Raw genomic sequence first — 26884 nt, forward strand, 5'->3', positions numbered from 1 at the left:
CTCCGCCGCCTCTGCCAGGCTGAACCCCAGGCGGACGGCCTCCACGGCCTCCGCCCTCACTTCATCTGGGTACACTCGGACTCCAATCCGGACACCTATGGGTGTCCAACTTTTTGTCCGAGCCCCCATTTAACGACGAAACTGGCTAAAATAAGTAAACAGGTAACGTCTATTGAATTAGACAGTCATCTATTCAACTTATCGTCAGAAAAATTAAAACTGAATACTCGTGTCACTTTAATTCACCAAGATATTCTACAGTTTCAATTCCCTAACAAACAGAGGTATAAAATTGTTGGGAGTATTCCTTACCATTTAAGCACACAAATTATTAAAAAAGTGGTTTTTGAAAGCCATGCGTCTGACATCTATCTGATTGTTGAAGAAGGATTCTACAAGCGTACCTTGGATATTCACCGAACACTAGGGTTGCTCTTGCACACTCAAGTCTCGATTCAGCAATTGCTTAAGCTGCCAGCGGAATGCTTTCATCCTAAACCAAAAGTAAACAGTGTCTTAATAAAACTTACCCGCCATACCACAGATGTTCCAGATAAATATTGGAAGCTATATACGTACTTTGTTTCAAAATGGGTCAATCGAGAATATCGTCAACTGTTTACTAAAAATCAGTTTCATCAAGCAATGAAACACGCCAAAGTAAACAATTTAAGTACCGTTACTTATGAGCAAGTATTGTCTATTTTTAATAGTTATCTATTATTTAACGGGAGGAAATAATTCTATGAGTCGCTTTTGTAAATTTGGAAAGTTACACGTTACTAAAGGGAATGTAGATAAATTATTAGGTATACTACTGACAGCTTCCAAGGAGCTAAAGAGGTCCCTAGCGCCTACGGGGAATTTGTATCGATAAGGGGTACAAATTCCCACTAAGCGCTCGGGACCCCTTGTAGGAAAATGTCCTAAGTGTGGCAACAATATTGTATTAAAAAAATCGTTTTATGGTTGTTCAAATTATCCTGAATGTACCTTCACTTTAGCTGAACATTTTAGAAAGAAAAAACTCACCAAAACAAATGTAAAAGAATTACTAGAGGGAAAAGAAACCCTGGTAAAAGGAATCAAAACGAAAGATAGAAAGTCCTACAATGCCGTTGTAAAAATCGGAGAAAAGGGATATATTGATTTTATCTCTTTTTCAAAATAAGCATAAAAGCCCTTTAAAGAGGGCTTTTATATATTAATCACAAATCACTTATCACAAATCACAAGTGATTAATCACAAATCACTTGTGATTTGTGATTGTTGATGATAAAATAAGAGTAAGAAGAAATAGAAAGAAGTGAGTGGTTGTGGGAAATTTAGGCGCACAAAAAGCAAAACGAAATGATACACCAATCAGTGCAAAAAAAGATATTATGGGGGATAAGACGGTTCGTGTTCGTGCTGACTTGCACCATATTATAAAAATCGAAACAGCAAAGAATGGCGGAAACGTAAAAGAAGTTATGGATAAAGCCTTAGAAGAATATATTCGGAAATATTTACCTGACAAACTTTAAAAGGAGTGAAGATGAAATGGCAGTTACTTATGAAAAAACATTTGAAATAGAGATCATTAACGAATTATCGGCAAGCGTTTATAATCGAGTATTAAACTATGTTTTGAATCATGAATTAAATAAAAATGACTCTCAATTATTGGAAGTCAATTTATTAAACCAATTAAAGCTTGCAAAACGTGTAAATCTTTTTGATTATTCTTTAGAAGAATTACAAGCCGTTCATGAGTATTGGCGGTCAATGAATCGCTATTCAAAACAAGTTTTGAATAAAGAGAAAGTGGCTTAATATGGCAAATATAGTCAATTTTACTGACAAACAATTTGAAAATCGCTTAAATGATAATTTAGAAGAATTGGTTCAAGGAAAAAAAGCGGTTGAATCGCCAACCGCTTTTTTACTTGGTGGGCAACCAGGGTCAGGGAAAACGAGTTTGCGATCAGCAATTCTTGAAGAAACACAAGGGAATGTTATTGTCATTGATAAACTGAATACCTCAAAATCAGAAAGAGCGCGGACAAGCACTTTGAGGGATTGGCCGCCTTGTCCACCCATCCAGCGGGGCGGCGGGCGGCGGTCAAGGCCGGGTGTAACCCCGTTCATTTCAGCCTTGACGGTTGCCCGCTGTCCTGCTACTTTTCCGGGAGTGTGGCCACAACTTCGGGACACTTTGTCCACAAGTCGGAGCGTAGGACGAGGGACGGGGGCTTTCATATACCTGCCGCCGTTCTCTGAAAACAGGCCGATTTTTTGCTCATTCCCATTCGCAAAAATTCAGCCTGTTTTCCTGCCGGAGCAAACGGGGCGCAAGAAGCACCGCACCCCGTTTCCCCCGTCAGCCACGCCAGCAGGTATAACACACTACACTTTGCAAGCAAAGTCGTGTGCCAAAGGGGGCACCCCTTTGGAAACCCCGGACAACAAAACAGGCGGTATGCTGCCCTCTCCGGGAGCATACCGCCGTTTGTTGTCAGCAGCCCGTTTCACGGTCTGCGTGTAGTTCCTTGTAAACTGACCTAAGTTGCTCGATAGAAAACGTCGCATAACACGACGGCGAGGCCCGATATGGAGCCTCGCTTGTGAGTTATGCGACGCTTTTTGTGAGGCGCGGCAACGGGGGCGGAGGTTGCTCAGTCCCCTTTTTATCTCGCAGGGCGCCGTGCCGGCGCGTGCTAGTATGGAGGAGCGGCCGAATACCGAACACGAATCACCGACGCCGCAAGCGATGGAGGCTTCCATGGCGAATCTCGAAGCGATGCGCACGTTCCGACAGCATTGGATGAGCTATTGCGCCGAGGAGCGGCGCCTTGCTCGGCTCTGCACGCAGCTACCGGTAGATATCTCGGGTTTGAGCGACAGAGAGCGAAGCCTGCCGCTGTCCGCCCATCCGGCATCTGTTTCCTATGATTATCATGCACTTGCTCGCGCCCTTGGGTCCGACGGGGCCCATCTTGGTTACCGCGTTGACGAGGGCATCCAGTGGAACTGGTGGCTCGGCTATGAGCCCTGGGGCATCATCGCGCGCGAGCGCGCGATGCTCGAGGAGCTCGCCGCCTACAGCGCGGAGCTCGCCGCGGTCGCAGCAGATGTCCAGCGCGCGCTCGATACCGATGATGAGCTTGTTATGGCGCGCTCCACCCTGCGGGGGTACACCACGGCGGACGCAGAGGAGCGCTCAGAGCTTGACTCCTTGCATGCGCAGCGCTCGGCGATCGTAGAGCCCTACGAGCAAGACGACGCTCGACGCACCCCCTGGATCGCGCACCCTTGGAGGCGTTTGAGGCTCTGGCTGTTCAAGCGTTTTCGCATGAGGGACGAGCTGGATAAACTCGATAAGAAAGCTGCCGACATAAGGGCTAAGCTCGATGTACGGGAGCGCAAGATCGATGAGCTCAAGGTCGCGGTCGAGTCGCGCACCGCTGCGCTCGGGGAACCCTTCGCGCCCAGGCTCGAGGAGCTGCTCGATGCGATGGAATCAACCGAGCGCTCCCTGCTTGCCATGCTCGACGACGACCTCCGCGTGCGCGATGCGGGCTACGAGCCCGGGATGCTTCTTGAAGGGTCGTTCGCAGAAGGGCTCTCCCAGGCCCATGAGCGTGAATGGGCTCTGCTCGGGCAGTGGATGGTGGAATATGCCGCGTGCTTGCCCGAAGAGATCGTTCACGCGCGGAACGTGGTAGAGAGCGAGCTCGTGTGGCTCGAGGGCTATGCGCCTTATGGCAAGCGGTACTGGCCGCTTACCGATCGAGTGGTCGCGGCTATGGAGGAGGGCCGCGCCGATTCGAGCGACCTTGCGCTCAAGCTCGTGCAGGGCTCTTCTTGACCGTTTGCGTAGTTCTGCTCTCTCGTTGGCGCTGAATCCCATACACTAGATGGGTGCTTCGCCCGGAGCACGACAGGCTTGTTGAGAGGGGACAGCATGGCAGAGTACAAGACCGATATCGAGATTGCCCAGGAAGCCGAGATGTGGCCTATCACGCGGGTCGCCGAGGCGGTTGGCCTCACCGACGAGCAGCTCGAGCATTATGGTACGTACAAGGCGAAGGTCGATATCCACGCTCTGCGCGATCTGCCCCGTAAGGCCAAGCTCGTGCTTGTGACGGCGATCAACCCCACGCCGGCGGGCGAGGGCAAGACCACGACCTCCGTTGGTTTGGCGGATGCCCTCACGCGATTGGGTAAGAAGGCGGTGCTGGCGTTGCGCGAGCCCTCGCTCGGGCCGGTCTTCGGTATCAAGGGCGGTGCGGCTGGCGGCGGCTATGCCCAGGTGGTTCCCATGGAAGATATCAACCTGCATTTCACGGGTGACTTCCATGCCATCGGTGCTGCCAACAACCTTCTTGCCGCCATGCTCGATAACCACATCCAGCAGGGTAACGCCCTTGGCATCGATCCAAAGCAGATCGTGTGGAAGCGCGCGGTCGATATGAACGATCGCCAGCTGCGCCACATCGTGGACGGTCTTGGTGGAAAGGCACAGGGCGTCCCCCGCGAGGACGGCTTTGACATCACCGTGGCCTCTGAGGTCATGGCCGCGTTCTGCCTCGCGAGCGGCCTTATGGACCTTAAGGCGCGCTTGGGGCGCATGGTGGTTGCATACACCTATGGTGGCGAGCCCGTTACCGCTTCCGACCTGCATGCCGAGGGTGCCATGGCTGCGCTGCTCAAGGACGCCATCAAACCCAACCTCGTGCAAACGCTCGAGCATACGCCGGCGTTCGTGCACGGAGGCCCCTTCGCGAACATCGCGCATGGATGCAACTCGGTTCAGGCGACCGAAACTGCGCTTAAGCTGGGCGACTACGTGGTCACCGAGGCAGGCTTCGGCGCCGACCTGGGTGCCGAGAAGTTCCTCGACATCAAGTGTCGCATGGCGGAGCTCGACCCCGACGCAGTGGTGATCGTGGCCACGGTGCGCGCGCTCAAGTACAACGGAGGCGTGTCCAAGGCTGAGCTGACGAACGAGAACCTCGAGGCGCTCGAGGCGGGCATCCCCAACCTGCTCCGCCACGTCTCGAACATCCGCGACGTCTACGGTCTGCCCTGCGTGGTTGCCATCAACGCATTCCCCACGGACACCCCGGCTGAGCTCGCCCTGGTGGAGCGCAAGTGCCAGGAGCTCGGCGTGAACGTTGCCCTCTCTGAGGTTTGGGCGAAGGGCGGCGAGGGCGGCGAGGCGCTCGCCGAGGAGGTCATGCGCTTGTGCGAGGGGACTCACGAGTTCCGTTATTCGTACGAAACCGGCTCCTCGATCGAGGATGCCCTCGATGCCATTGCGACCAAGATCTACCATGCGGACGGCGTGGACTACACGCCTGCTGCCAAGCGCCAGCTTGCCCAGCTCAAGGCGAACGGGTTCGGTAACCTTCCTGTCTGCGTGGCGAAGACGCAATACTCCTTCACGGACGATCAGCATAAGCTCGGCGCGCCCGAGGGCTTCCGCATCACGGTGCGCAACCTTCGCGTCTCGGCGGGCGCCGGTTTCGTGGTGGCGCTCACCGGTGACATCATGACGATGCCCGGCCTGCCCAAGACGCCGGCTGCGGAGCGGATCGATGTTGATGAGAACGGCGTGATTACCGGCCTGTTCTAGTGCTTCTTCGGTCCGGAGGGTGTTTCCTTCGGGCGTGGTCCTCGGATTTCGACCGAGTCGAAATCCTGCGGGAAACGCCCTGCGGAAACACCCTCCGGGCCACGTGGGCGAGCTTCGCTTCGCTCGCTCGGCATCGGATGTGCTTACATGCATGGAATGCTTGGCGTGCCTTTATATAGAGGAAATCAGGGCATCCGGTTGCCGGTGCTGAAAGATTTCTTGAGATGATCCCAGCCGGTGCCGGGGCAGGTACTTCTGTGGCAGGATAGACCAGTTGCTGAAGGCGCTTCTGCAGCAAGATGGAGACAAGGAGGTTGCCATGCGTGACAACCGTGATACGCAACAGAAGCTGACCGAACGCTCCTGCGTTGATTTTGCCGCTGCGCTCGCCGCACGGCAATCGGTTCCCGGTGGCGGGGGTGCGGCTGCGCTCGCCGGAGCGCTCGGGACGGCGCTCTGCTCCATGGTGGCTCACTATACCGTGGGGAAAAAGGCCTACGCCTCCGTGCAGGAGGATATCGAGCGTATTCTTATCGAGGCAGAGGATGTGCGTGAGAATCTCATGGGGCTCATCAACGCCGACGCCGAGGCGTTCGAGCCGCTCGCACGCGCCTATAGCATTCCAAAGAGCGACCCGGCGCGTGCGCGTACCATTGAGCTCGCTACGAAGACGGCCTGTTCCGCTCCCATCGAGATGATGCGCCAGTGCGCACGCGCGGTGCCGCTTTTGGAGGAGCTGGCGGAGAAGGGCAGCCGTCTGCTCCTCTCCGACGTCCTGTGCGGCGCAGCGCTGTGCGGAGCGGCTCTCGTGGCATCGAGTGCGAACGTCTACGTTAATACGGGCACGCTCGGCGATCGTGAATTCGCCGAGGAGCTCGAAGCCGAGGCCGACGCCCTCATCGGCGAGTTCGCACCGCGTGCCCAGGCGGTGGTCGACGCGATGCGCGCCCATCTGAGGAGGAGTTGATCATGGCCGAGCTATTGCGTGGCGCCCCGGTCGCTGCGTCCTTGACCGAGGAGCTTAGCTATCGCACCAGCGTGCTGCGGTCGCGCGGGATCGAGCCCACCCTTGCGATCGTTCGCGTGGGGGAGCGTTCCGACGACCTTGCCTACGAGCGGGGCGCCATGAAGCGGGCGGAGCGCGTGGGGCTGACAGTCCAGAGGATCCTCCTTCCCGCGGATTGCGTGCAGGAGGAGCTCATCGCCGCCATTGAGCGCGTAAATGCCGACGCCTCCGTCCATGGCTGCCTCATGTTCAGCCCTCTTCCCCCTCATCTCGATGAGGCGGCGGCTCGGGCCGCGCTCGATGCTTCCAAGGATGTTGACGGCATAACACCGGGATCGCTCTTCGGTCTCTACGCTCGCGAAGCGGTCGGCTTCGCGCCCTGCACCGCCGAGGCGGTGGTCGAGCTGCTCGATCGCTCCGGCGTCGCGCTCGAGGGTTCGCGCGTCTGCGTGGTCGGTCGTTCGCTCGTGATCGGCAGGCCGGTGTCGCTTATGCTGCAGGACCGTAACGCGACCGTGACCATGTGCCACACGCGCACGCGTAATCTTGCGGAGGAGTGCCGCCGTGCCGACGTGCTCGTGGTTGCGGCGGGGCATGCGGGCACGATTGGCGCGGACTGCGTCTCCTCGGGGCAGGTCGTGGTCGATGTGGGCATCAATTGGGACGACGAGGCGGGAAGGCTCGTGGGCGATGTGGCCTTCGAGGAGGTCGAGCCGTTGGTGCGAGCGATAACCCCGGTTCCGGGTGGAGTGGGCGCGGTCACGACGGCCGTGCTCGCCAAGCACGTGGTCGAGGCTGCGGAACGTGCTTCAGCTTGATGGCTTTTGCGCAGCCGCGCAGCTTCCATCCGTCGCGTGTTGCCTCAACCTGCTTGTCGCATGCTTCGGGGTGTTGTCGTGCGGAATGGCCCGCGAAGCACTCGATGTGCCCGGTATCTGGTACCATGCTTCCGCAGATTGGGCATGAACAGCCATATCCGGCACAGGCGTTGCCGGGGTTCATTGAACGGCGCCCGCGGGTTCGGGCGCACGAGAGGGGCGGCGATGGCGGTCGATAAGGCGCGCGCGGAGGCAGCGATTCGCGAATTCTTGATTGCGGTGGGCGAGGATCCGGACCGTCCAGGTCTTTTGGAGACGCCCGACCGTGTAGCCCGCGCTGCACAGGAGGTGCTCGGGGGGTACGACGAAGACCCTTCGCTGCATCTTCGCAAGCAATTCCATGAGAGCGATAACGAAGAGATGGTCATCGTGCGCGACATTCCCTTCTCGTCGCTTTGCGAGCACCACATCTTGCCGTTTACCGGCAAGGCGCATGTGGCCTACATTCCACATGAAGGGCGCATCACCGGGCTCTCGAAGATCGCTCGCTGCGTGAACGGCTATGCGCGCCGCTTGCAGCTGCAGGAACGTCTCACTGCCCAGATTGCGGACGCGATGATGGCAGAGCTCAGGCCGCGCGGCGTTCTCGTGGTGCTCGAGGCGGAGCACATGTGCATGACCATGCGCGGCGTGCGTGCGGCCGGCGCGCTCACCATGACCTCTGCTGTGCGGGGGACGTTCCGCTCCGATATCCGTACGCGCGAGGAGGCGCTCCGTCTCCTTGGCCTGTAGGCATGAGACAGTTGTGCCGGTTTAAACTGTCTCATGAGACAGATTAACCCGGCACAACTGTCTCATCAACCCGGCACAACTGTCTCATCGACTCCCAGATGAAAGGTTTTCCATGGCATCAGATACTCCTACGATGCGGCCGCTGCTTGCACCCGCTGAGATAGAGGCCAAGGCCGAGGAAGCGGGAGAGACCAAGGCATCGCTTCCCGCTTTGCGCCTCCTGGTTCTCGCCGTCATTGCCGGAGCGTTCATCGCGTTCGGTGGGTCCTTCATGCTCCTGGTTCGCTCGGATGCGAGCCTTGGCTTTGCTGCCTCTCAGCTACTTGGCGGTCTTGTATTCACGCTCGGGCTCTTTCTCGTGCTCGTTGCTGGCGCCGAGCTCTTCACCGGCAACTGCCTCATGGTGGCGGGTGCGCTTTCTGGACGCTACGCATGGACGAGCGTGCTGCGCAACTGGATGATTGTCTACGTGGGAAATGCAATCGGTGCCGTTTGCATCGCCGTGATGTTCTGGGCGGCGGGTATCTTTGCTTCGAATCACGGTGCGGTGGGGGAGATTGCCCTTTCGGTGGCGCTCACCAAGGCGGGGCTTGCGCCGGGCGTGGCGTTCGTGCGCGGTATCCTCTGCAACACTCTTGTGTGCTTGGCCGTGTGGATGGGGTTCGCCGGGCAAAGCGTCTGCGACAAGCTCGCAGCAGCCGTGCTTCCGGTTGTCGCTTTCGTCGTGCTCGGCTTTGAGCACAGCATCGCCAACCTGTTCTTCCTTCCGCTCGGCCTGCTCGCCCAATATGCGGGCGTGGCGGGGGCAGGCGCGCTCACGGTTGCCGGTGTGGGTTTGAATCTGCTTTTTGTGACGGCTGGCAACATCGTGGGCGGCGCTCTCGTCGGCGCGGCATATTGGTTTGCCTACAAACGGTAGCGATGAGGCTGGAGGAAGCTTTCGGCGAGGTTGGCGATGGCGTCGCTGCCGAAGAGCCTGTAGACAACAGGGCGCCTGATGCCGCGGCCGCGGGCGTTGGTGCCAGGGGAGCCTGCTGCCCGGAAGGAGCCCCCCAGCCGCGCAAGCGTGCCCTGCGTAAGCTCCTGCTTCGCGAACGTGCGGAGCCGGCGCCAGGCGAGCGGGCATCTATCGATACCCGCATCGCGCATCGCGTCGTTGCAGCGCCGGCGTTCGTGCAATCGGAAACGGTGCTCATCTACCTGTCCTTCGCGTCGGAAGTCGAGACGCGCGGCATCATCCGTGCTGCTTGGGAGTTGGGGAAGGCCGTGGCGCTCCCGCGCGTTTGCGCTGCGCATAGCCTGCGGTGGTATCGCGTCGACAGCCTAGACGGCCTTCGCGTGAGCTCGTTCGGCATCAAGGAGCCCCCTCCCCATGAGGAACGGGAGGTCATCCCCGGCTCGGCCCCGGGGCATGTCGCCATCGTTCCGGGCCTCGCGTTCGACCGCCAGGGGTTTCGCTTGGGCTACGGCGGAGGCTTCTACGACGTGTTTCTTGCTGGCTTCCCTGGCGTTTCCATCGGGCTCTGCCGTGAGCGACAGCTCTGTGCGAGCCTGGACGATCTAGGGGTGATCGGCCCCCACGATCGATGCGTCGACTTTGTGGTTACCGAGCAGCGCGTGGTTAGCAGCGCCTCGCCAACTTCAATTGTTGGTTGACGCCCTCTCGACATGCGTTGCCGCCCCGGTGCCATTTGTACAATGGAAGGCGTATATGACGCGATGACGGCACCATGCCGCTCGCAGACCGTTGTTTTGCAATGGGCGGCATTGTGGGGTGCTGATGTGAATATTCAACAACTTCGATATTTCTGCTCCGTTATGAACGCCGGCAGCTTTTCGGGGGCTGCTCGCGAGGCGAACGTGACGGTCCAAGCGGTCTCTAAGGCGATCGGCGAGCTGGAGGCCGAGCTGGGGGAGCCTTTGTTCGTGCGACGAAGCAAGGGCGCCGTCCCCACTTCCTTCGGCCTTGAGCTGAACAGGTACGCCCAGCAGGCCCTCGAGGCCTTCGATAAGGTCGGCGATATGTTCGAGGCGCGCCGGACGGATGCCGTGAAAGCGGACGATACCTTTCGCGTCTTGCTCGCGGTGCCGAACTTCAGCAACCATCGTATCGTCTGCGCGGGGTTGGAGCGCTTCCTTTCCAAGCAGCTGGGTACGAAGGTGAGCTTTGGGCTTTGCATGGGCTACGAGGCGGTCCCACAGCTGCTTTCCGGCGACCTTGACGCGCTGATTACCATCGGGGAGTATTCCAATCCGCTCTGCGACAGCGTTCGTGTGGGCACGCTGCCGGTAGGCGTCTTCCTCTCGAGCAAGCACCCGCTCCGAAAGAAGAAGCTCGTCACCATGAGCGATCTCGCGCCGTATCCCGTCTGCCATGCCGAGGGCCTCGACGATTTCAACGAGACGATCTTGAACCTGTACCTTCGCTGCGGTCTCGCGTCGAAGGTGGTTCCCATCCGCACGCAGGATGAGGTCAAGCACTTCGTGATGGAAGAGCATGGCTACACCATGGGAGTGGGGATTTCCGCCTTTTCCATCTCTCCATCGTGGTCGATGCTGCGCTTCGCGCCCGAGGACGTCATTCCCGTGTCGGTTTGCGCCGTGAGCGCAAAGGACCATAAATCCGAGCAGTACCTCGCCTTCGAGCACTTCATGCTCAAGGGCTTCTCGCGCGTGCTCTCGCTTCTTGGCACATAGCGCACATGCGCTGCGCCTCCGGCATCGCTTGCCATAGCTTGGAAGTGCTTGCCGCTACCCGGGCGTATGAACGCGCCGGCATCTCAACAAAAGGCCTCAACGTCATAGCTATGAAAAAACGGGCCGCCTCCACCGACTGCGATGGGGGCGGCCCGTTGGATGGGGGCTACGCTTCTGGGCGCGCGTCGGGGTCCTTGTCCTTTTTGGCTCGCTTCTCATCGTACTTGCCGATGGAGGCGTCTTGGCTCTCAACGAAGCTGTCGGCTCCCTCGAGCTCATCGGCCTCGCCCTCGCTCAGGGGCGCGCGGTCGTCTTCATCGTGCTCGAATTGGAGCTGATAGGGCGCGATATCGTGCCGCGTGAGCAAAAGGCGCATCTCCCGCTTGAGGTTCCGCTCGAGTGCGGAGCGGTTCTTCTCCGAGCAGCGCGCGATCACGCGAACGGTCATCGTGCTCGTGGTGAGCGCGACGATGCCACGGTAGAACGGGCCGTCAATGATCATGGGCTGGCGCTCTGCGATGCGCGGCAGCGCCTCCTTGAGGACATTCTCGAGGTGCGGAAGGTCTTCGCCCACGGAGACCTCGACATCGATCGTGGCGAAGGAGTCGAGCTTGGTGCGGTTGACCACGTTCGAGATGGCGCTGTTGCGCAGCACGATAACGTTGTCGTTGCCGTCGTTGATCTTGGTCGTGCGAATACCGATCTCCATAACGGTTCCGGTGTTGGTGCCCACGGAGATGGTGTCGCCCACGCGGAACTCGCCCTCAAAGATGATGAAGAGGCCCGAGAGCAGGTCGGTGACGAGGTCCTTCGCACCGAAGCTGATGGCCAGGGTGAGGAGTCCCGCGCTTGCAAGAAGCGTGCCTGTGTCCACGCCCACCGTCGCCAAGCACCAATACAGCGTTCCCAGGATTGCGCCGTACTTGGTGAGGCTCACGAGCAGGCGGCATACGGTCTCGCCGCGCGCCGAGAGGGCATCGGAGAGCAGGTGCAGCACCCTCTGCACCACCCACGACAGGGTGAAGATCACGCATGCGGTCATAACGCTTGCCGTGAGCGCGAAGATGTTGAGACCGCGTTCCCAGCCCCCGCCGAGGATGTATCCGAAGACGGAGTTCGTCCCGAAGATCTGGTTCTTGAACAGCACCGAGAAGAACACGGCGACCACGCCCACGCCAACGAAGAGGCGCAAGACATAGCCGAGCTTCTGCTCGGGGGTCATGTGGCTCCAATCGAGGGAGCGGTTGAGCCAACGGCTCGCAGCAGATTCCGTCTTCGTCCGACGACCCGAGGGCGTTTCGATTTCGAAGACGCGGTCTGCATTGGGGTCTTCCGTCATGGAGCGGAGGGGAGCAGGCATGCGCTCGGGCTCAAAGGCAATCAGGCAGAAGACGACGGCAAGGCAGGCGAGCGCGATGAGCCCGGTGGCGAGGGTGAGCGGAAGGCGTTGGGCCATGAGCTCGCCTTCGGGGCCTGCAACGTATACGAAGTAATCGGGCGTCTCGACCGAGGAGGCGTAGAACGTCTCGCCGCCGATCGTGATGTAGTCGTCGTAGCCTCCGCGGATCTGGCTCTCCTTGAGCCCGACCTTAGTGGCCTGTTTGCCCTGAATCGAAGCGTCGGGATAGTAGGAGATGGTGCCATCGGCCTTGCTCACCGCGAACGCGAAGCCGCCGGATCCCGCTTTCACGCCGTCGAGCACGTGATCGATCTGCACGCTTCTGAGCAGCTCCTCGAGCCTTCCGGCATGAACCATGACCTGTACGAATCCGTTGGTATAGCCCGCATCGTCGTAGGTTGCCACGCCGATGTATTGAACGAGCTCCCCGGTCATCTCGTCTTCTGTGGGCTCCTGGACGTAGCTGTCTACGCCCTGCAGGAGCTGCCAGAAGGCGAAGGACTGGTCGGTCTCGTCGGTTGAGAGCGTGAAGTGCTCGTACGGAGCGTTCGAAACCACCATGGACCCGCTTCCGTCGAACAGGTACACGCCAGACACCTGGAGCACGTCGGCAAGTTCCTGCATCTTGGGTTTCGTCGCGAGGGCGGGGTTCGCCTCGAGGATATAGGCTGCCACGCGCGCCTTGGATAGGTAGCGCTCGTCATACTGCACGGTAAGCTCGTCGGCGCGATCGTTTACGCGGTCGATGGTCTCGGCGATCGACGAAGCGCGCTCCTTGTTAACGACCGACTGCGTGGAGAGGGCGAAGAGCGTCTGCATGTAGAAGGAGACGGCGACGATGGCGATGAAACCGACGAGCGTGAAGATCGCTGCGCGCTTGCCGACTTCGCGATTGTAGCGAAGGCGGCCAACGCGAACGAGATGATCGTTCTCGTGGCCGACGCGTTCCTCCTGGCGCATAACGAAGATGCCGTAGAGCGTGACGGTCGCGATGACGGCAAAGAACACGAAGAGGATGACGGCCACGGTCACCATGCGCGATGCGGCCATGTCGCTTTCGGGCACGGCGCAAACATAGTAGGTGTCGCCGATGAGGCTCACGCGGCAGTAGAGCTCTTCGCCGTCCAAGTTGAGCTGCGCCACGGCGCCGTCCTCGAGCTGCGCCACATCGATGCCCGCGTCGAGTGCGTCTCGACCGATGAGGTCGGCGTCGGGATGGAATTCGATGAGGTAGGTCTGCGCCGAGAGCGCGAACACGTAACCGTTTTGCCCTACGGAGATGTTGCGGAGCACGCTTTCCGTGGAGCTCGTCTCGGCATCGAGGAGGCGCAGCTCCTCGGGGTTCTGCTCGATGACGACCATCGTGTCGGCGTCGAGGCGCGCCGCGTAGTACCGGCACAGCCAGTCCTCGCCGGGAAGCTCGATTTCGACGGCGCGCGACGGCTCACCTGTGGCAAGGCATTCGCGCAGATAGTTGAAGCGCGCATACGAGAAGTTCGCCTTCGTTTCGGCTGCCTTTGCCACGATGGTGCCGTCCGACTTGACGACGAGCACGTTATCGACGTCCAAGAGCTGGCGGTACTCGGCCATCTTGGCATTCGTTGCCTCGAACCCGGCGTCGTTTGCCGCCATGAAGGCGACGCTTGCCGCCTTCGACTGGTAGATGGCATCGAAGGTCTCCTTGTTCTGCGAGGCCTCCTCTTCTGCGCTAGCGAGGAGCTCTTTGAGCTCGCTTGCCTCTTCCTCCATCTCGGTGTCGTAGCTCGAGCGGGAGAGGCTCTCCTGCATGCCAGAGAGCAGGACGCCCATGACGACCATGCTTACGGCCACGATCGCGAGAAGGAGCGCGATTTTCAAATTCGTTTTGCGGAACAGCGCGCGGGGCATCTTCATCTCCTAGTCCCACTTGTCTACGAGCGCGGCGATCGTGCCATCGTCGAGCATATCCTGCAGGGCAGCCGATACCGAATCGCTCAGGTCAGAGCCCTTCTGCGTCGCGATACCGTATGATTGCTCGGCAACCTCGAAGCCTTCAATGATGGTGCGCTTGTCGTCCATATAGGTATGCGCGATAGCTCCGTCGAGCACCATGGCATCGACCGTGCCCACTTCGAGTGCGTCCGAGAGCTCTTCGTAGCTCGGGAACTGCAGCAGGTGCCAGGTATCAAAGGAGACATCGGAGTTGTCGTCGTTCGCCTGTTCCACCACGCCGGATGAGAATCCGATGTCGTAGAGCTTCTGGCTCAGGAGCGGGGCGGCGTTCGATCCAGACATGGTGCCGAAGGTAAGGCCGGCCATGTCGTCGATCGAGGTGATCATCGACGAGTTCTGGACGACGGCGATGACAGCATCCTCGTAATAAGCGGGGGAGAAGTCGAAGTTCTCGAGCCGGGTCTCGGCGATGGAATAGCAGGCGGCCACAAGGTCGATGGTGCCCGCGAGAAGCATTTCTTTCCGGTCGTCGGGCGTGACGGTGACGAACTCCACATCGTCTATGCCCATGCGCTTCGCGAGATCGTTCACGATATCGATCTCGAGCCCGTAGTAGTTATCGGTCGTCTCGTTGAGATACCCGAAGCCGATGACGTCGGCTCGGACGCCGGCTCGAAGCGTGCCGTTTGCCGTAGATGTACTGGCTGCGCGCGGGCTGCCGGATCCCGTGCTGCCCGATGCGGGAGCACCCTGGCCGGTGCATCCGCCCAGCGCGGCGATCGGAAGCGCGGAGAGCGCGAGGGCGCAAAGGGTTCTGCGCGATACGTTCACGTCTCACCTCGTTATGGTCGAAGTTCCCTGGATGGTCTTGCCGGGTATCCCGGCACACATGCCCTCACTATACGTGAGCTCGCGCGTGGCTCGTATGCGCCGCGCGTGGTTCAACTTCAAATTGAAGTCCCTGGTTTTCGTTGCGGTCCAACGGGGCTTCCTTTAGATTGTCCTGGTTTGCCGCGGACGGATTCGCGGCCGCGCCCGGACTCGCTGGGGGTTCGGGGCGAGGGAATAGGAGGAAGCATTGGATTCCATCAAGAAGTACGTTGCCGAAGCGATCGGTACCTTCACGCTCACGTTGTTCGGGTGCGGCAGCGCCGCCATTGCCGGCGCCACCCTGGGTACGCTCGGTATCGCGTTCGCTTTCGGTCTTTCGATCGTGGCCATGGCATTCGCCATCGGCAACGTGTCGGGCTGTCACATCAACCCTGCTGTGACCTTCGGTCTCTATGCCGATAAGCGCATCTCCTTGAAGGACCTTTTCGGGTATTGGATTGGTCAGTTCGCTGGCGGTATCGTCGCCGCTTTCGTGCTCATGCTGATTATCAATAGCTGCGACGCGCTCGGCGGCGTCACCGCGACGGGGCTTGGCACCAACGGTTTCGGCGAGGCATCGACCACGGGCATCAGCATGGTCGGCGCGTTTGCGGTCGAGGTGATTCTTACCGCCGTTTTCGTGCTCACCATCTTGGGCGTTACGGCGAGCGAGAAGGCCTCTAACTTCGCCGGTATCGTGATCGGCCTCACCCTCACGTTCGTGCACATCATGGGTATCCCGCTGACGGGCACCTCGGTGAATCCGGCTCGTAGCTTCGGTCCCGCCCTTGCCATGGCGGTGCAGGGCAATACGCTGGCGCTCGAGCGGGCGTGGGTCTTCATCTTCGCTCCCCTCGTCGGCGCCGGCATCGCGGCGGCAATCTTCGCTCTGTTCAAGGGGTATTATTCGACGCAGGAGTAAACTACCTGCATGGTGCATGTCGGGGATGGGTTCGAGTTGTCGCTCGCCGTCCCGGGCCGCGCCCTTCGCGCACATGCGGCTTGCGCCGATATGCTCGCTCCCGTACCGCCCTCGCGCTTGCGGGGGCATTCGCGTTCAACGGCTGCGCTCTTGAGCAGCCCTCAACTCTCGGAAAGGATGTTTGAGATGTCTGGTAACTGCAAAATCGTCAAAGGCCTGAGCCTGCTTGGAATCGTGTACGGTATCGTGCAGATTGTCGTGGGAGCCATCTGCTTCTTCGGGGCCGCGGACGTGGCCGGCATGGTGGGGATCGACGACCCGGTCATCACCGCCCAGGTGCTCGGCGTCGTGCTCGCTGTCTCGGGCGTGTTCCTCATCGTGACCGGCTTTGTGGGTGCCCGCGGTGCCAACCGTCCTTCAAAGCTCATGCCCTTCATCGTGCTGGCCACGATCTTCACCTTTGTGAATCTCTTCGGCCTTGCGATGATCATCACCGGTGGTTCTGGTGCCGTCTGGCCCAACCTGCTTCAGGCGGCTGTGGGCCTCTCTGCCGTGCTCGCCGCGTCCCGCGCCCAGAAGGAGGCTATGGAGCGCTAGCCAGCCATCGAAAGCGCCTTTTTGAACCGGCGGTCGTATGTCCTTCTTTCATGCTTCCTTGCGGAAAGTTGGACATAACCGCCGGTTTTCTTATGCCTCGGCGATCGGGCTGCGCTACCATCTTTCACGCCGATGCCGTACGATGGCGCGGTTGTCCTCAAGATCAAAGGAACCATGCTCATGCTCCTTCACCATGCTGAACCCTACCGTATCCCCTTCGATGTTCCCGAGCTCCCGTTTGACGAGGCGGTGCGCCTCGCTGCCGATACCGGGACCATTCCCGGGGATGCAGGCCCCCTTCTCGAGACCGTTGTCGATATGCTCGATGAACTTGGGCGCCCCGATCAGGCCTTTGATGTGCTTCAGGTGGCGGGCACCAACGGGAAGAGCTCGACCGTGCGCTTCACCGAAGCGATTCTGCGCGGCGAGGGGTGCCGGACGGCGCTCTACACCTCGCCGCACCTTGTTCGCTATCCGGAGCGGATGGAGATCTGTGGCCGCGTGGTTGCCGACGACGTGTTCGCTCACGGCGTCTCCGCAGCGGCTGAGGCGGGTCGTAGGGTGAACGCCCGTCGTGTGGAAGAAGGGCAGCAGCGCTATACCATCACGCCGTTCGACCTGCTTACCGTAGCCGCACTCGTGGCGTTTGCCGAGGCGGGCGTTGAGGTGGCGGTCCTCGAGGTCGGCCTCGGTGGCCGATGGGATGCAACGAGCGCCACGAACCCGGTGGGCGTTGCGGTGACGGGAATCGGCCTCGATCATATGCGCATCTTGGGCAACACGCTCGCGGAGATTGCCGCAGAAAAGGCTGCCGTGATCAAGCCGGGCCGCTTCGCGGTACTCGGGGAGGGAACGCACGAGCCGGAGGTGCAGCAGGTGATGGATGAGCGCTGTGCCGCCTGCGGGGTGACGCCCGTGGTTGTCCGCCACGAGGTCATTTCGCTTCCGCGCTTCATGGGCGATGATCTGGCGGTGCGCTGCCCCGCCCCGCGCGCGGCCTATACGGTGCGCCTTCCTAAGCCCGCTTACCAAGCGCAGAACGTTGCCTGCGCCGTTGATATGGCCGAGGAGTATCTCGGGCGACCCCTCGACGAAGCGCTGCTCAATGCGAGCCTAGCCGCGTGCCCCACGCCCGGGCGCTTCGACGTGCTCGCGCGCAACCCGCTTCTCATGATCGATGCCTGTCACAATCCGCAGTCGTGCGACGCGTTCGTGGGGTCGGTGGGGGAGATCGCCCCCGAGTGCAGCGCCAGACCGACGCTCCTCATCGCCGCGCTCACCGACAAGGACGCCGACGGCATCGTGCGATCGCTCGTGCCTGCGTTCCCGCGCATCGCGGTGACGCAGACCGATTCGCCTCGAGCGCTTCCCGCCTGCGATCTGGCAACCTTGGTGCGGGCGGAGCTCGAACGGGAGGGGCGGCCCGCCACGGACCTCGTTGCCGTCTACCCGAGCGTTCCCGAGGCACTCGGCGCGCTCGAGCGTGCGGGCGAGGCGGTCGTTGCGGCGGGAACCATCACGCTTGCAGGCGAGGTGGCCGCATTCGTCGCTAAATGATCGCGCTTGCCCGCCTGCGCTATTCCTCAAGCTTATGGAAGTGCGGCTCTCCATGTTCGAACGTGCAAAAGCTCTCGTATCCGAGCGCTGCGAGGCGCCGCTGAATGCGTCGGATGTAGGCGCCTAGATGCTCTGGTGCATCTTCGTGCCTTTCGTAGGTCCGTCTGATACGCGTGTGGGCGCCGCAAGGGTGCCTGCTCGCCGCACCAAGGCTGCTTGCTCGCCATGCCGAGGATGCTTGATCGCCATGCCGAGGCTGCTTGCTCGCCGTGCGGCCCCTCTGCGCTGCCTGCGGGGCATCGAGTCCGCAGCACTGTCCATCAGGGCCTGCATCGAGAGGCTGTCGGACCCGCTCTGCGGCCCGCCTGCGCGCTCGCGCTCATTGTGCGCCACCCGAAGCGCCTCGTCCAGACCTATTGCCACGTCGTTGCTGTGTCTTTTTTGGAAGATTTGCCATGACGGTATACAATGTTTGACGATTTTGCCTGAATACCCGGTTTGTGTTGCTCGGGTTCTCGACTGAAAGGTTCGATCGCGTATGATGCAGTACATCCAAGAGCTCATGTCGCCGCAGGTGATGTTCGTCATCTACCTCTTCATCGCGTTCATCATCGCGCTGTATGTCCTCTCGGTGGTATACGTGTTCATCGATGCGCGCCGCCGCGGGTCCGAGTACTTCTGGGCATGGGGCCTGCTTGCCCTTCTGCCCTTTGTGGGCCTTATCGCATACAACGTCCTGAGGCCGAACACCTACCTCGCCGACCGCGAGGAGCAGGAACTCGACATGGCTCTGCGCGAGCGCCAGCTTGCCCAGTACGGCACCTGCCCGCATTGTGGCGGTCCCATCGAGAAGGATTTCGTGGTGTGCCCGGTCTGCAATACCCAGGTGCGCAACGTCTGCCCGAGCTGCCACAAGCCGCTCGACGCGCACTGGAAGGTCTGCCCGTACTGCCGCACGCATATCCAGTAGCAAGATGGGTGCCAGGTGCAAGCTTGCCGAGACGGCGGCTTCGCACCTGGCTCTTTATGTAGCCGCGTTTGTTAGCAAGTGTTTGCCGACACCGTGTTGCGAGCAATTCTGTATGGGCAACGCAGCCCGATTGTGGTAAACCTGTTACCAGACCGCGAAAGAAGGGGCCGAGTGCGTAATGCATCGCATGCTTGGACATAGCTATCGAACGCAGACTATCTAGGCGTCTGTCCATCCCATGGCCGGCAGGCCACGGACAGGCGCCGCATATCGCTCGCAGCCGCCTTCGGGTCGGTGCGAGCGTTTTTGTATTCACGCGAGTAGCCCGCCTGATATGGTTGCTACGTAACGCAAAGGAAGAGGTTTCCTATGAAGGTTCTCTATAACGACGGCCACGTGGATGAGTGCCCGGCAGACGAGGTCACGCACGTCGTGCGCCACAGCGCCGCGCATATCATGGCGCAGGCCATCAAGCGCTTGTACCCCGAAGCTGACTTCGCCTATGGTCCCGCTACCGAGGGCGGCTTCTATTACGACGTCGACCTGGGCGACAAGACCCTTTCCGAGGACGATCTGCCCGCCATCGAGGACGAGATGCGTCGCATCGTGAAGGAGAATCTGAAGTTCTCCGTGTTCGAGCTGCCGCGTGAAGAAGCCATCGCCCTCATGGAGGAGCGGGGCGAGAAGTACAAGGTCGAGCACATCGGCGACCTGCCCGAAGACGCCCGCATCACCTTCTACCAGCAGGGTGACTACATCGACATGTGCGTGGGCCCGCACCTTACCTACACCAAGGGGCTCAAGGCCTTCAAACTCACGGGCGTATCGGGTGCGTACTGGAAGGCCGATAGCTCGAACAAGATGCTCACCCGTGTGAACGGCACCGCGTTCGCTACGAAGGACGAGCTCGAGCAGCATCTCAAGATGCTCGAGGAGGCCAAGCGCCGCGACCACCGCAAGATCGGCCGCGAGATGGACCTCTTCATGATGCGCGATGAGGCTCCCGGCTTCCCGTTCTTCCTGCCCAACGGCATGATCCTCAAGAACGAGCTTTTGAACTACTGGCGCGAGATCCACCACAAGGCCGGTTACGTCGAGATTTCCACGCCGCAGATCATGAGCAAGCATCTGTGGGAGACCTCGGGCCACTGGGACCACTACAAGGACAACATGTACTCCACCATCATCGATGACGAGGAGTACTGCATTAAGCCCATGAACTGCCCGGGTGGCGTGCTCGTGTACAAGAGCCGTCCGCATAGCTATCGCGAGCTGCCCATTCGCGCTGGCGAGATCGGCCTGGTGCACCGCCACGAGATGCGCGGCGCGCTTCACGGCCTCTTCCGCGTGCGCTGCTTCAACCAGGACGACGCACACCTGTTTGTGACGCCGGAGCAGCTCACCGACGAGATCGTGGGCGTGGTGAATCTCATCGACTCCGTGTACCAGAAGTTCGGCTTCACCTATCACCTCGAGCTTTCCACCCGCCCCGAGGACTCCATGGGCTCTGATGAGGACTGGGAGCGCGCCGAGACCGGCCTCAAGGAGGCCCTCGAGCGCCTGGGCAAGGATTACGTGATCAACGAGGGCGACGGCGCCTTCTACGGTCCCAAGATCGACTTCCACCTGGAGGATTGCCTGGGCCGCACCTGGCAGTGCGGTACCGTGCAGCTCGACTTCCAGATGCCGCAGAACTTCGATTTGGAGTACGTGGACGCCGACGGCTCCAAGAAGCGCCCCATCATGCTGCACCGCGTGTGCTTCGGCTCCATCGAGCGCTTCATCGGCATTCTCATCGAGCACTTCGAGGGCAAGTTCCCCACGTGGCTCGCGCCCTGCCAGGTCAAGGTCCTGCCCGTGTCCGAGAAGAGCCGTGACTACGCGCGTGGTGTGACCGAGCAGCTTGAGGCGGTTGGCATCCGCGCGGTGCTCGACGAGCGCGACGAGAAGATCGGCTACAAGATTCGCGAGGCGCGCAACATCGACCGTCCGCCGTACATGCTCATCATCGGCGAGCAAGAGGTCGAGGCCGGCAACATCTCCGTGCGCGACCGCTCCAACGAGACGCATGCCGAAGAGCTCACGGCTTTCATCGAGCGCGTGCGCGCGGAGATCGACGAGCGTCGCTAGGCGGAGCGTCGGCAGAGGGGTTTACTTCGGTTGAAGCGGGTTGCAACGATTTGTTGCAACCCGCTTTTTCCATTGAGCTTTTACCGAGATGGATGGGCCGATATCGGTATACTGTTGAAGATTAGTTGCCAGCGAGGGGGTTCCGTGAATAGTAGACCAGCATATTCCCAGGTTGCCGCCGCTTATGCGCAAGCTGCAGGTGCGCGCGCTACCTGGCTGGTGCGTGCTCGGAACGCCTTCGAGGTCATTGCCAAGACGGGCATGGTCGGTGCACACGATCGCCTTGTGGTCTATGGCGATGAGGTGCTGGACCGCTGCCCGGACGTTCATCCGTGGCAGAACGTATCGATTGTAGACGAGCTTACCTGCGATGCCTTCGTGCAGGCGGGCGCCATGCCGCACGCCGAGGAGGTGGAGCGCGCGCGGCTCGTGCCTGAGGGCTCTCCCGCCTCGTATGCCCATCCGGCGGGAATGGCTGCCGATCGCCTGTTCTGGCTCGTCCCTTCGGTGGGGGGTCCGCAGCTTCGCACGGCCGACCTTCGTGCCTTCTCTCGCGCGGCGCAGGAGGCTGGCGCGCTTCTCATCGTGGACAATACGCTCATGACGGTCTACGGGTGTCATCCGTTGATGCAGGGTGCGCATATCTGCATCGAGAATCTCGATGCTATGGTTGACGCGCCGCTCGAGGAGCCTGTTGTCGCCGTTTCGGTGGCACGCTCCCTTGCCCGTCGCGGTCGCCGCCACCTCGCCGATCCACGTGCCGAGGATGCACATCGCCTGCTCTCGTTCGGGTTTGGGTCCCCTGATGCCGTGGAGCCCCAGAGTGCTCCGGCGGGGGAGGACCTCGCTGCCATCGATGCCGCTCTCGATTCGCTCGCTGCCCGTATGCAGCCCCGTTTCGACGGTGCAAACGCGATCGCCTCATATCTTTCCTGCCACGCCGCTGTTGGTTGCGTGCGCTATCCCGCGCTCGCAACGCACCCCGACCACCTGCTCGCGCCTACGGTCCTCGAGCATGGCTTCGGTCCTGCGGTGTCGTTTTGTTTGAGGGGTGCTCCTGCTGAGAGCATGCGGGTGCAAGCGACGCGCTTTGCTGCCCTGTTTGAGGAAGCGCGCGTCGCATCTGCCGAGTCTTTCGCGGCTGCTTCCACAGGAGAATCCGTGGTGTTCGACGCTCCGGCATCGGCCTTTGGTAAGACGCGCCGGACGCACATCGTGCCCATAGCCGATTCCAAGACCTGCTGCCTCAGGCTCTATATGGGTGCCGAGCGCCCGCTTTCTATCGTGGATAGCCTGGACCAGGCGCTTCGTCTCTTCTGCAACCCTCCCGAGCCCTAAGGGCGCGCGGCTCTGGCCGCTTCTCGTCTCGCTATATAACATGCTTATCCATACATCGGGGAGGGTGTCATGGATTCCCTGTTTTCCACCGCCGACCTTGTTCAGGCGGTCGTTCTGGGTGTTGCGCTTGCTATGGACGCCATGGCGGTGACGCTGTCCAATTCGCTTTGCGAACCGGATATGCCTGCGTCCAAGAAGCTCGCGATGCCCGTCATGTTCGCTCTATTCCAGATGGCCATGCCCATTGCGGGCTTTTTTGGCGGCACACTCGTGGCGCCGCTCATCGAGGCGTATGCCGGCATCGTATCGCTCGTCATCCTTGCGTTCGTGGGCGGGAAGATGGTTTGGGAGGCGGTGCGCGAGCTTCATGAGCCCGAGCAATGCCCTGCCACGCGGCTTACGTACGGCACGATCTTCTTCGAGTCCATTGCGACTTCGATCGACGCCTTCATTGTTGGCGTCTCTCTTGCGGCTGCTGGCGCGAACATCGTGCTCTACGGCGCTGCCATCGGCGTGACGACGCTTTTGTGCTGCCTCATCGCGCTCGCCATAGGCAGGCGCCTCGGCGCGCATTTCGGACCCAAGGCAGAGATTGCCGGCGGTATCGTGCTCATTATCATCGGCCTCAGGGCGTTCTTGTCGTAAGCGGGGTGCGCTGCGGCCTGGAGCGAAAGCGTGCTTGGCGGCAAGCGCGTGTTACATGAGCGCTCTTTTCCGTCTGCGCCCTTATTGCGCAGGGACCCATATTGCGCGTGCTGCCATATGGCGCAGGAGTCTCCAATCCTGTCCTACGAGCCCTCCGTTCGGATGTTTCGGCCGCGATGCTGCCCCATCATCCGCTGCGGGTTCATTTTCTTGACGAGTGCACCGCACAAACTTGCTGAAGTTCGGCAATCACGGAACTTCAGCAAGTTTCTGCGGTGCACTCGACATGTTTTTGAACCCTTGGCGTGGTCCAGGCTTCTGCCTTGGCGTCCATTGATGTGCTCTGCCCTTGTCCGTCGGCGCATCGCAACCCACGTTCTTTGGGGCGTGGCAAAAGTGCGCGCATAGCGCGCGTTGCGTCGCGCTGCGAGAGCGGTAGTATGTGAGAACGTCCTACCGATGCAGTTCCGTATCATAGGCGGGGAGCGCATCAGCCATGCGGGCGGATGACCGAAGGCGGGGATAAGATGGCAAACGGTGGCGAGATACTCGGTTGCCAAGGGCGATCTGCGATCGTTATCGGGGGAGCTACGGCGCTGGAGCTCATACGGCGCGAGGACCTGGCTCCGCTCATTGCTTATTCTGAACGGGTGCCGGCGCAAGCGCTCGCGTGCAAGATCGTGGCCCCGACACAACAGCAGGCAGCGCGCCTACTGGATGCGTTCGAATGCGCCGCGCCTTTGCACTGCGTTGTTGAGGGCACGGGCGACCGCCGGCGCGGTGCGGTGCGCTGCCAGATGCTTCAGCCCGTGCGCAAGGGCGATGTGATTATGCTCGATCGGGGGCTGTATCTCCTTTCACCCGAGCTGCTTTATCTACAGCTTTCCCGGGGGATGGACGTCTCCCAGCTCTGGATGCTCGCATCGGAGCTCACCGCGCGCTACGGCCTCGACACCAGGGTCGAGACTTCCCGTCAACATACCCATCGTGCCTCGGCGGCTCACCTGAAACGGTTCGAGGTGGCCGATCGCTCGCTTTCCGTGTCCGAGCAAGCTGATGAGGATTCGAATTCGCTCTTCGAGCGTGCGCCGCTGACTACGCCCGAGGCGCTGCGGACCGTGGTCGAGAGCGCCGGGCATGGACCGAGGTCGCTGGCGCACCGTGTGGCTTCGCTCGTGCTCGGCGGCGCGCGTTCGCCCAAGGAAGCACAGCTCGCGGCACTCCTCGTGCTGCCCCGTCGCCTCGGCGGGCGCGGTATCAGCGGTATGGAGCTCAACCATGTCTTTGAGCTGCCCCGGCAGGCTCAGGTGATCGCTGGTCGCCGCACGGTCGAGGGCGATTTGTATATCCCTGGCATCCGTCGGAACATCGAGTACGATAGCGAGCAGCATCACGCCGATAGCGAACAGCGCGATCGCGACATTCGCAAGGCGAATTCTCTGCGTGCCATCGGCGTGGATGTGCGCACCGTGACGAGAACCCAGCTGTATACCTGGAACGTGTTCAACGCGCTCGCCGATTCGCTTGCTCGGGGAACCGTGGACCGCGCCCGCCCCGTTACCGCGCCTCTCAAAACACTCCAATATGAGCTCTGGCATAACCTGCTCGTTCGAGACGAAGAGCGAGACTGAAGAACGGGTTAGATAGGGATCGTTTCACAGTGCCAGCTTGCATCTTTGTTGATTCGGTTCTGCCTCGGGCGCGCCGGGGTCGGGGAGGGTGCATACGCTACAATGGACGCCGAATCGCTCAGCCAGGCGGTTCGAAGCGAAGACGTGCGGCAGGACGCGGCGCCGCTGAGCCCGTGGACGGATCGCACCCAACCACAAGGAGGAGTATCCATGGCCATGTTTTTCCCCGGTGAGTCCCATACGTTCTCTGAGTACCTGCTGGTGCCCGGATACTCGTCTTCCGAGTGCGTTCCCGCAAACGTATCGCTCAAGACCCCGCTCGTGCGCTTCAAGCGCGGCGAGGAGCCCTCGATCTCTCTTAACATCCCGATGGTTTCCGCCATCATGCAGTCCGTTTCGGGCGAGCAGATGGGCATCGCGCTCGCTACTGAGGGCGGCATGTCCTTCATCTACGGTTCGCAGACGCCCGAGCAGGAGGCCGCGATGGTCAAGGCCGTGAAGGACCACAAGGCCGGGTTCGTGGTTTCCGACTCCACCCTCACGCCTGAAATGACGATGCGGGAGGTCATGGATCTCAAGGAGAAGACCGGCCACTCCACCATGCCCGTCACGGAGGACGGCACGCCGCACGGCAAGCTACTCGGCATCGTGACCAGCCGCGACTACCGTCCGAGCCGCGATGATCCGTCGTCCAAGGTCGCTACGTTCATGACTCCGCGCGAGCAGCTCATCGTGGGCGACAAGGACATCACCCTCAAGAAGGCGAACGACGTCATTTGGGACAAGAAGCTCAACGCCCTGCCCGTCGTGGACGAGAACGATTGCCTGCTTGGTATCGTGTTCCGCAAGGACTACGACTCCCATAAGACCAACCCCAACGAGATGCTCGATGCCAACAAGCGCTACATGGTGGGCGCGGGCATTAACACGCGTGACTACGAGACGCGCGTGCCGCTGCTCATCGAGGCCGGTGCCGATGCCCTCTGCATCGACTCCTCCGAGGGTTTCAGCGAGTGGCAGAAGCGCACCATCGAGTGGATTCGCGAGAACTACGGCGAGGACGTCAAGGTGGGTGCTGGCAACGTGGTCGATGCCGAGGGCTTCCGCTTCCTGGCCGATTGCGGCGCGGACTTCATCAAGGTCGGTATCGGCGGCGGCTCCATCTGCATCACGCGCGAGACCAAGGGCATCGGCCGCGGCCAGGCCACGGCGCTCATCGATGTGTGCCGCGCTCGCGATGAGTACTTCGAGGAGACCGGTATCTATGTGCCCGTGTGCTCCGACGGCGGTATCGTCTATGACTACCACATGACGCTTGCGCTCGCCATGGGCGCCGACTTCCTCATGCTTGGCCGCTATTTCGCGCGCTTCGATGAGAGCCCCACGGCCCGCGTCAACGTGAACGGCCAGTACATGAAGGAGTACTGGGGCGAGGGTTCCGCTCGTGCTCGCAACTGGCAGCGTTATGACCTCGGTGGCGCGGCTAAGCTTGCCTTCGAGGAGGGCGTCGACTCCTACGTGCCCTATGCCGGCTCGCTCAAGGACGGCGTGAACTCCACGCTGTACAAGATCAAGTCCACGATGTGCAACTGCGGCGCGCTCACGATTAAGGAGCTGCAGGAGAAGGCGAGGCTCACGCTCGTTTCGGCCACCTCGATCGTCGAGGGCGGCGCCCACGACGTCGTGGTGAAGGACCGCAACCATCAGATGGTGAGCTATCAGTAAGGAGAGCTCTAAGCTGAGGCCAGGGCCCCGCTGCTGAGACGCTGCTGCGGCAGGACGACATAGTTCCCGATGTGCATGACAGGCGGTTTCCGTGTATGCGGGCCGCCTGTCTTCGTTTCACTCAAGCGCTTGTCGCCGTCCATTCTTGTGCGGCGGATCTGCCTTCGTAGGCACTCGATGGGTTTTCGGGGCGTTTGATCGCCTGATGTGCTTTGGGCATCGGTCCTTGCTCGC

General features: G+C 60.4%; 24 protein-coding genes. 22 read left to right on the top strand and 2 right to left on the bottom strand.

Going from position 1 to position 26884, the window contains the following annotated elements; translation table 11 throughout:
- Positions 1 to 63 precede the first annotated feature (63 nt).
- The 13 genes from GJE22_RS07025 (at position 64) to GJE22_RS07100 (ending at position 10934) form a co-directional block, all read left to right on the top strand.
- The gene (locus GJE22_RS07025; protein WP_235895860.1) at positions 64 to 741 is read left to right on the top strand and encodes an rRNA adenine N-6-methyltransferase family protein; all 678 of its coding nucleotides are present in this window, start codon (positions 64 to 66) and stop codon (positions 739 to 741) included.
- 145 nt (positions 742 to 886) lie between these two features.
- The gene (locus tag GJE22_RS07035; RefSeq protein WP_073459356.1) at positions 887 to 1171 is read left to right on the top strand and encodes a topoisomerase C-terminal repeat-containing protein; all 285 of its coding nucleotides are present in this window, start codon (positions 887 to 889) and stop codon (positions 1169 to 1171) included.
- Between the two features lie 146 nt (positions 1172 to 1317).
- Positions 1318 to 1527 carry a peptide-binding protein gene (locus tag GJE22_RS07040; protein ID WP_000527317.1) on the top strand — a complete coding sequence of 70 codons (210 nt, stop codon included), beginning with the start codon at positions 1318 to 1320 and terminating at the stop codon, positions 1525 to 1527.
- A gap of 16 nt (positions 1528 to 1543) precedes the next feature.
- Positions 1544 to 1816 (top strand): antitoxin, encoded by a 273-nt coding sequence (locus GJE22_RS07045; protein ID WP_000301765.1) that lies wholly within the window; start codon positions 1544 to 1546, stop codon positions 1814 to 1816.
- 1 nt (position 1817) lies between these two features.
- Complete coding sequence (locus GJE22_RS10345; protein ID WP_235895859.1) at positions 1818 to 2528, top strand: zeta toxin family protein; 711 nt, start codon at positions 1818 to 1820, stop codon at positions 2526 to 2528.
- Positions 2529 to 2765: 237 nt separating this feature from the next.
- Positions 2766 to 3851 (top strand): hypothetical protein, encoded by a 1086-nt coding sequence (locus GJE22_RS07065; protein WP_144688700.1) that lies wholly within the window; start codon positions 2766 to 2768, stop codon positions 3849 to 3851.
- Positions 3852 to 3947: 96 nt separating this feature from the next.
- Positions 3948 to 5621: a formate--tetrahydrofolate ligase gene (locus tag GJE22_RS07070; RefSeq protein ID WP_144688699.1), complete on the top strand. Its 1674-nt coding sequence runs from the start codon at positions 3948 to 3950 to the stop codon at positions 5619 to 5621.
- A 319-nt stretch (positions 5622 to 5940) separates the two neighbouring features.
- Positions 5941 to 6588 carry a cyclodeaminase/cyclohydrolase family protein gene (locus GJE22_RS07075; RefSeq protein ID WP_144688698.1) on the top strand — a complete coding sequence of 216 codons (648 nt, stop codon included), beginning with the start codon at positions 5941 to 5943 and terminating at the stop codon, positions 6586 to 6588.
- A 2-nt stretch (positions 6589 to 6590) separates the two neighbouring features.
- The gene (locus tag GJE22_RS07080) at positions 6591 to 7445 is read left to right on the top strand and encodes a bifunctional 5,10-methylenetetrahydrofolate dehydrogenase/5,10-methenyltetrahydrofolate cyclohydrolase (protein ID WP_144688697.1); all 855 of its coding nucleotides are present in this window, start codon (positions 6591 to 6593) and stop codon (positions 7443 to 7445) included.
- Positions 7446 to 7670: 225 nt separating this feature from the next.
- The gene (gene folE / locus GJE22_RS07085) at positions 7671 to 8237 is read left to right on the top strand and encodes a GTP cyclohydrolase I FolE (RefSeq protein WP_144688696.1); all 567 of its coding nucleotides are present in this window, start codon (positions 7671 to 7673) and stop codon (positions 8235 to 8237) included.
- A gap of 112 nt (positions 8238 to 8349) precedes the next feature.
- Positions 8350 to 9156, top strand: a complete 807-nt coding sequence (locus tag GJE22_RS07090; RefSeq protein WP_144688695.1) for a formate/nitrite transporter family protein — start codon at positions 8350 to 8352, stop codon at positions 9154 to 9156.
- Positions 9157 to 9158: 2 nt separating this feature from the next.
- Positions 9159 to 9893 carry a 5-formyltetrahydrofolate cyclo-ligase gene (locus GJE22_RS07095; protein WP_144688694.1) on the top strand — a complete coding sequence of 245 codons (735 nt, stop codon included), beginning with the start codon at positions 9159 to 9161 and terminating at the stop codon, positions 9891 to 9893.
- Positions 9894 to 10019: 126 nt separating this feature from the next.
- Complete coding sequence (locus GJE22_RS07100; RefSeq protein ID WP_144688693.1) at positions 10020 to 10934, top strand: LysR family transcriptional regulator; 915 nt, start codon at positions 10020 to 10022, stop codon at positions 10932 to 10934.
- 166 nt (positions 10935 to 11100) lie between these two features.
- Here GJE22_RS07100 and GJE22_RS07105 read toward each other — a convergent pair whose 3' ends face one another.
- Both GJE22_RS07105 and GJE22_RS07110 read right to left on the bottom strand, forming a co-directional pair.
- Positions 11101 to 14220, bottom strand: coding sequence for a mechanosensitive ion channel domain-containing protein (locus tag GJE22_RS07105; RefSeq protein ID WP_235895858.1), 3120 nt, complete (start codon positions 14218 to 14220; stop codon positions 11101 to 11103).
- A gap of 9 nt (positions 14221 to 14229) precedes the next feature.
- A complete protein-coding gene (locus GJE22_RS07110) occupies positions 14230 to 15096 on the bottom strand; it encodes a transporter substrate-binding domain-containing protein (RefSeq protein ID WP_144688691.1) in 867 nt (288 codons plus the stop codon).
- A 247-nt stretch (positions 15097 to 15343) separates the two neighbouring features.
- On the opposite strand from GJE22_RS07110, the gene GJE22_RS07115 reads away from it, so the two are divergent.
- From GJE22_RS07115 to GJE22_RS07155, 9 genes are all read left to right on the top strand, one after another.
- Positions 15344 to 16057 (top strand): aquaporin, encoded by a 714-nt coding sequence (locus tag GJE22_RS07115; RefSeq protein WP_154324139.1) that lies wholly within the window; start codon positions 15344 to 15346, stop codon positions 16055 to 16057.
- 186 nt (positions 16058 to 16243) lie between these two features.
- Positions 16244 to 16654 carry a hypothetical protein gene (locus GJE22_RS07120; RefSeq protein ID WP_022350019.1) on the top strand — a complete coding sequence of 137 codons (411 nt, stop codon included), beginning with the start codon at positions 16244 to 16246 and terminating at the stop codon, positions 16652 to 16654.
- 180 nt (positions 16655 to 16834) lie between these two features.
- Positions 16835 to 18211, top strand: a complete 1377-nt coding sequence (locus GJE22_RS07125) for a bifunctional folylpolyglutamate synthase/dihydrofolate synthase (RefSeq protein ID WP_144688690.1) — start codon at positions 16835 to 16837, stop codon at positions 18209 to 18211.
- Between the two features lie 538 nt (positions 18212 to 18749).
- Complete coding sequence (locus GJE22_RS07130; RefSeq protein WP_144688689.1) at positions 18750 to 19181, top strand: double zinc ribbon domain-containing protein; 432 nt, start codon at positions 18750 to 18752, stop codon at positions 19179 to 19181.
- Between the two features lie 369 nt (positions 19182 to 19550).
- A complete protein-coding gene (gene thrS / locus GJE22_RS07135) occupies positions 19551 to 21311 on the top strand; it encodes a threonine--tRNA ligase (RefSeq protein WP_154324140.1) in 1761 nt (586 codons plus the stop codon).
- 144 nt (positions 21312 to 21455) lie between these two features.
- A complete protein-coding gene (locus GJE22_RS07140) occupies positions 21456 to 22649 on the top strand; it encodes a PLP-dependent transferase (protein ID WP_144688687.1) in 1194 nt (397 codons plus the stop codon).
- Between the two features lie 69 nt (positions 22650 to 22718).
- Entirely contained in the window at positions 22719 to 23294 is a 576-nt protein-coding gene (locus GJE22_RS07145; RefSeq protein ID WP_144688686.1) for a manganese efflux pump MntP, read from the top strand.
- A gap of 527 nt (positions 23295 to 23821) precedes the next feature.
- Positions 23822 to 24925, top strand: coding sequence for a hypothetical protein (locus GJE22_RS07150; protein WP_144688685.1), 1104 nt, complete (start codon positions 23822 to 23824; stop codon positions 24923 to 24925).
- A 210-nt stretch (positions 24926 to 25135) separates the two neighbouring features.
- The gene (locus tag GJE22_RS07155; RefSeq protein WP_144688684.1) at positions 25136 to 26650 is read left to right on the top strand and encodes an IMP dehydrogenase; all 1515 of its coding nucleotides are present in this window, start codon (positions 25136 to 25138) and stop codon (positions 26648 to 26650) included.
- Positions 26651 to 26884: the final 234 nt, after the last annotated feature.

It is taken from the genome of Enorma shizhengliae, from assembly GCF_009676995.1.
Classification (GTDB): domain Bacteria; phylum Actinomycetota; class Coriobacteriia; order Coriobacteriales; family Coriobacteriaceae; genus Enorma; species Enorma massiliensis.

What these genes read in the sequence shown, in the direction of transcription:
- folE (WP_144688696.1), top strand. Translation starts at nt 7,671, where the DNA reads ATGGCGGTCGATAAGGCGCGCGCGGAGGCAGCGATTCGCGAATTCTTG.
- GJE22_RS07070 (WP_144688699.1), top strand. Translation starts at nt 3,948, where the DNA reads ATGGCAGAGTACAAGACCGATATCGAGATTGCCCAGGAAGCCGAGATG.
- GJE22_RS07145 (WP_144688686.1), top strand. Translation starts at nt 22,719, where the DNA reads ATGGATTCCCTGTTTTCCACCGCCGACCTTGTTCAGGCGGTCGTTCTG.
- GJE22_RS07095 (WP_144688694.1), top strand. Translation starts at nt 9,159, where the DNA reads ATGAGGCTGGAGGAAGCTTTCGGCGAGGTTGGCGATGGCGTCGCTGCC.
- GJE22_RS10345 (WP_235895859.1), top strand. Translation starts at nt 1,818, where the DNA reads ATGGCAAATATAGTCAATTTTACTGACAAACAATTTGAAAATCGCTTA.
- GJE22_RS07090 (WP_144688695.1), top strand. Translation starts at nt 8,350, where the DNA reads ATGGCATCAGATACTCCTACGATGCGGCCGCTGCTTGCACCCGCTGAG.
- GJE22_RS07150 (WP_144688685.1), top strand. Translation starts at nt 23,822, where the DNA reads ATGGCAAACGGTGGCGAGATACTCGGTTGCCAAGGGCGATCTGCGATC.
- GJE22_RS07130 (WP_144688689.1), top strand. Translation starts at nt 18,750, where the DNA reads ATGATGCAGTACATCCAAGAGCTCATGTCGCCGCAGGTGATGTTCGTC.
- GJE22_RS07045 (WP_000301765.1), top strand. Translation starts at nt 1,544, where the DNA reads ATGGCAGTTACTTATGAAAAAACATTTGAAATAGAGATCATTAACGAA.
- GJE22_RS07080 (WP_144688697.1), top strand. Translation starts at nt 6,591, where the DNA reads ATGGCCGAGCTATTGCGTGGCGCCCCGGTCGCTGCGTCCTTGACCGAG.
- GJE22_RS07105 (WP_235895858.1), bottom strand. Translation starts at nt 14,220, where the DNA reads ATGCCCCGCGCGCTGTTCCGCAAAACGAATTTGAAAATCGCGCTCCTT.
- GJE22_RS07155 (WP_144688684.1), top strand. Translation starts at nt 25,136, where the DNA reads ATGGCCATGTTTTTCCCCGGTGAGTCCCATACGTTCTCTGAGTACCTG.
- GJE22_RS07075 (WP_144688698.1), top strand. Translation starts at nt 5,941, where the DNA reads ATGCGTGACAACCGTGATACGCAACAGAAGCTGACCGAACGCTCCTGC.
- GJE22_RS07065 (WP_144688700.1), top strand. Translation starts at nt 2,766, where the DNA reads ATGGCGAATCTCGAAGCGATGCGCACGTTCCGACAGCATTGGATGAGC.
- thrS (WP_154324140.1), top strand. Translation starts at nt 19,551, where the DNA reads ATGAAGGTTCTCTATAACGACGGCCACGTGGATGAGTGCCCGGCAGAC.
- GJE22_RS07125 (WP_144688690.1), top strand. Translation starts at nt 16,835, where the DNA reads ATGCTCCTTCACCATGCTGAACCCTACCGTATCCCCTTCGATGTTCCC.
- GJE22_RS07120 (WP_022350019.1), top strand. Translation starts at nt 16,244, where the DNA reads ATGTCTGGTAACTGCAAAATCGTCAAAGGCCTGAGCCTGCTTGGAATC.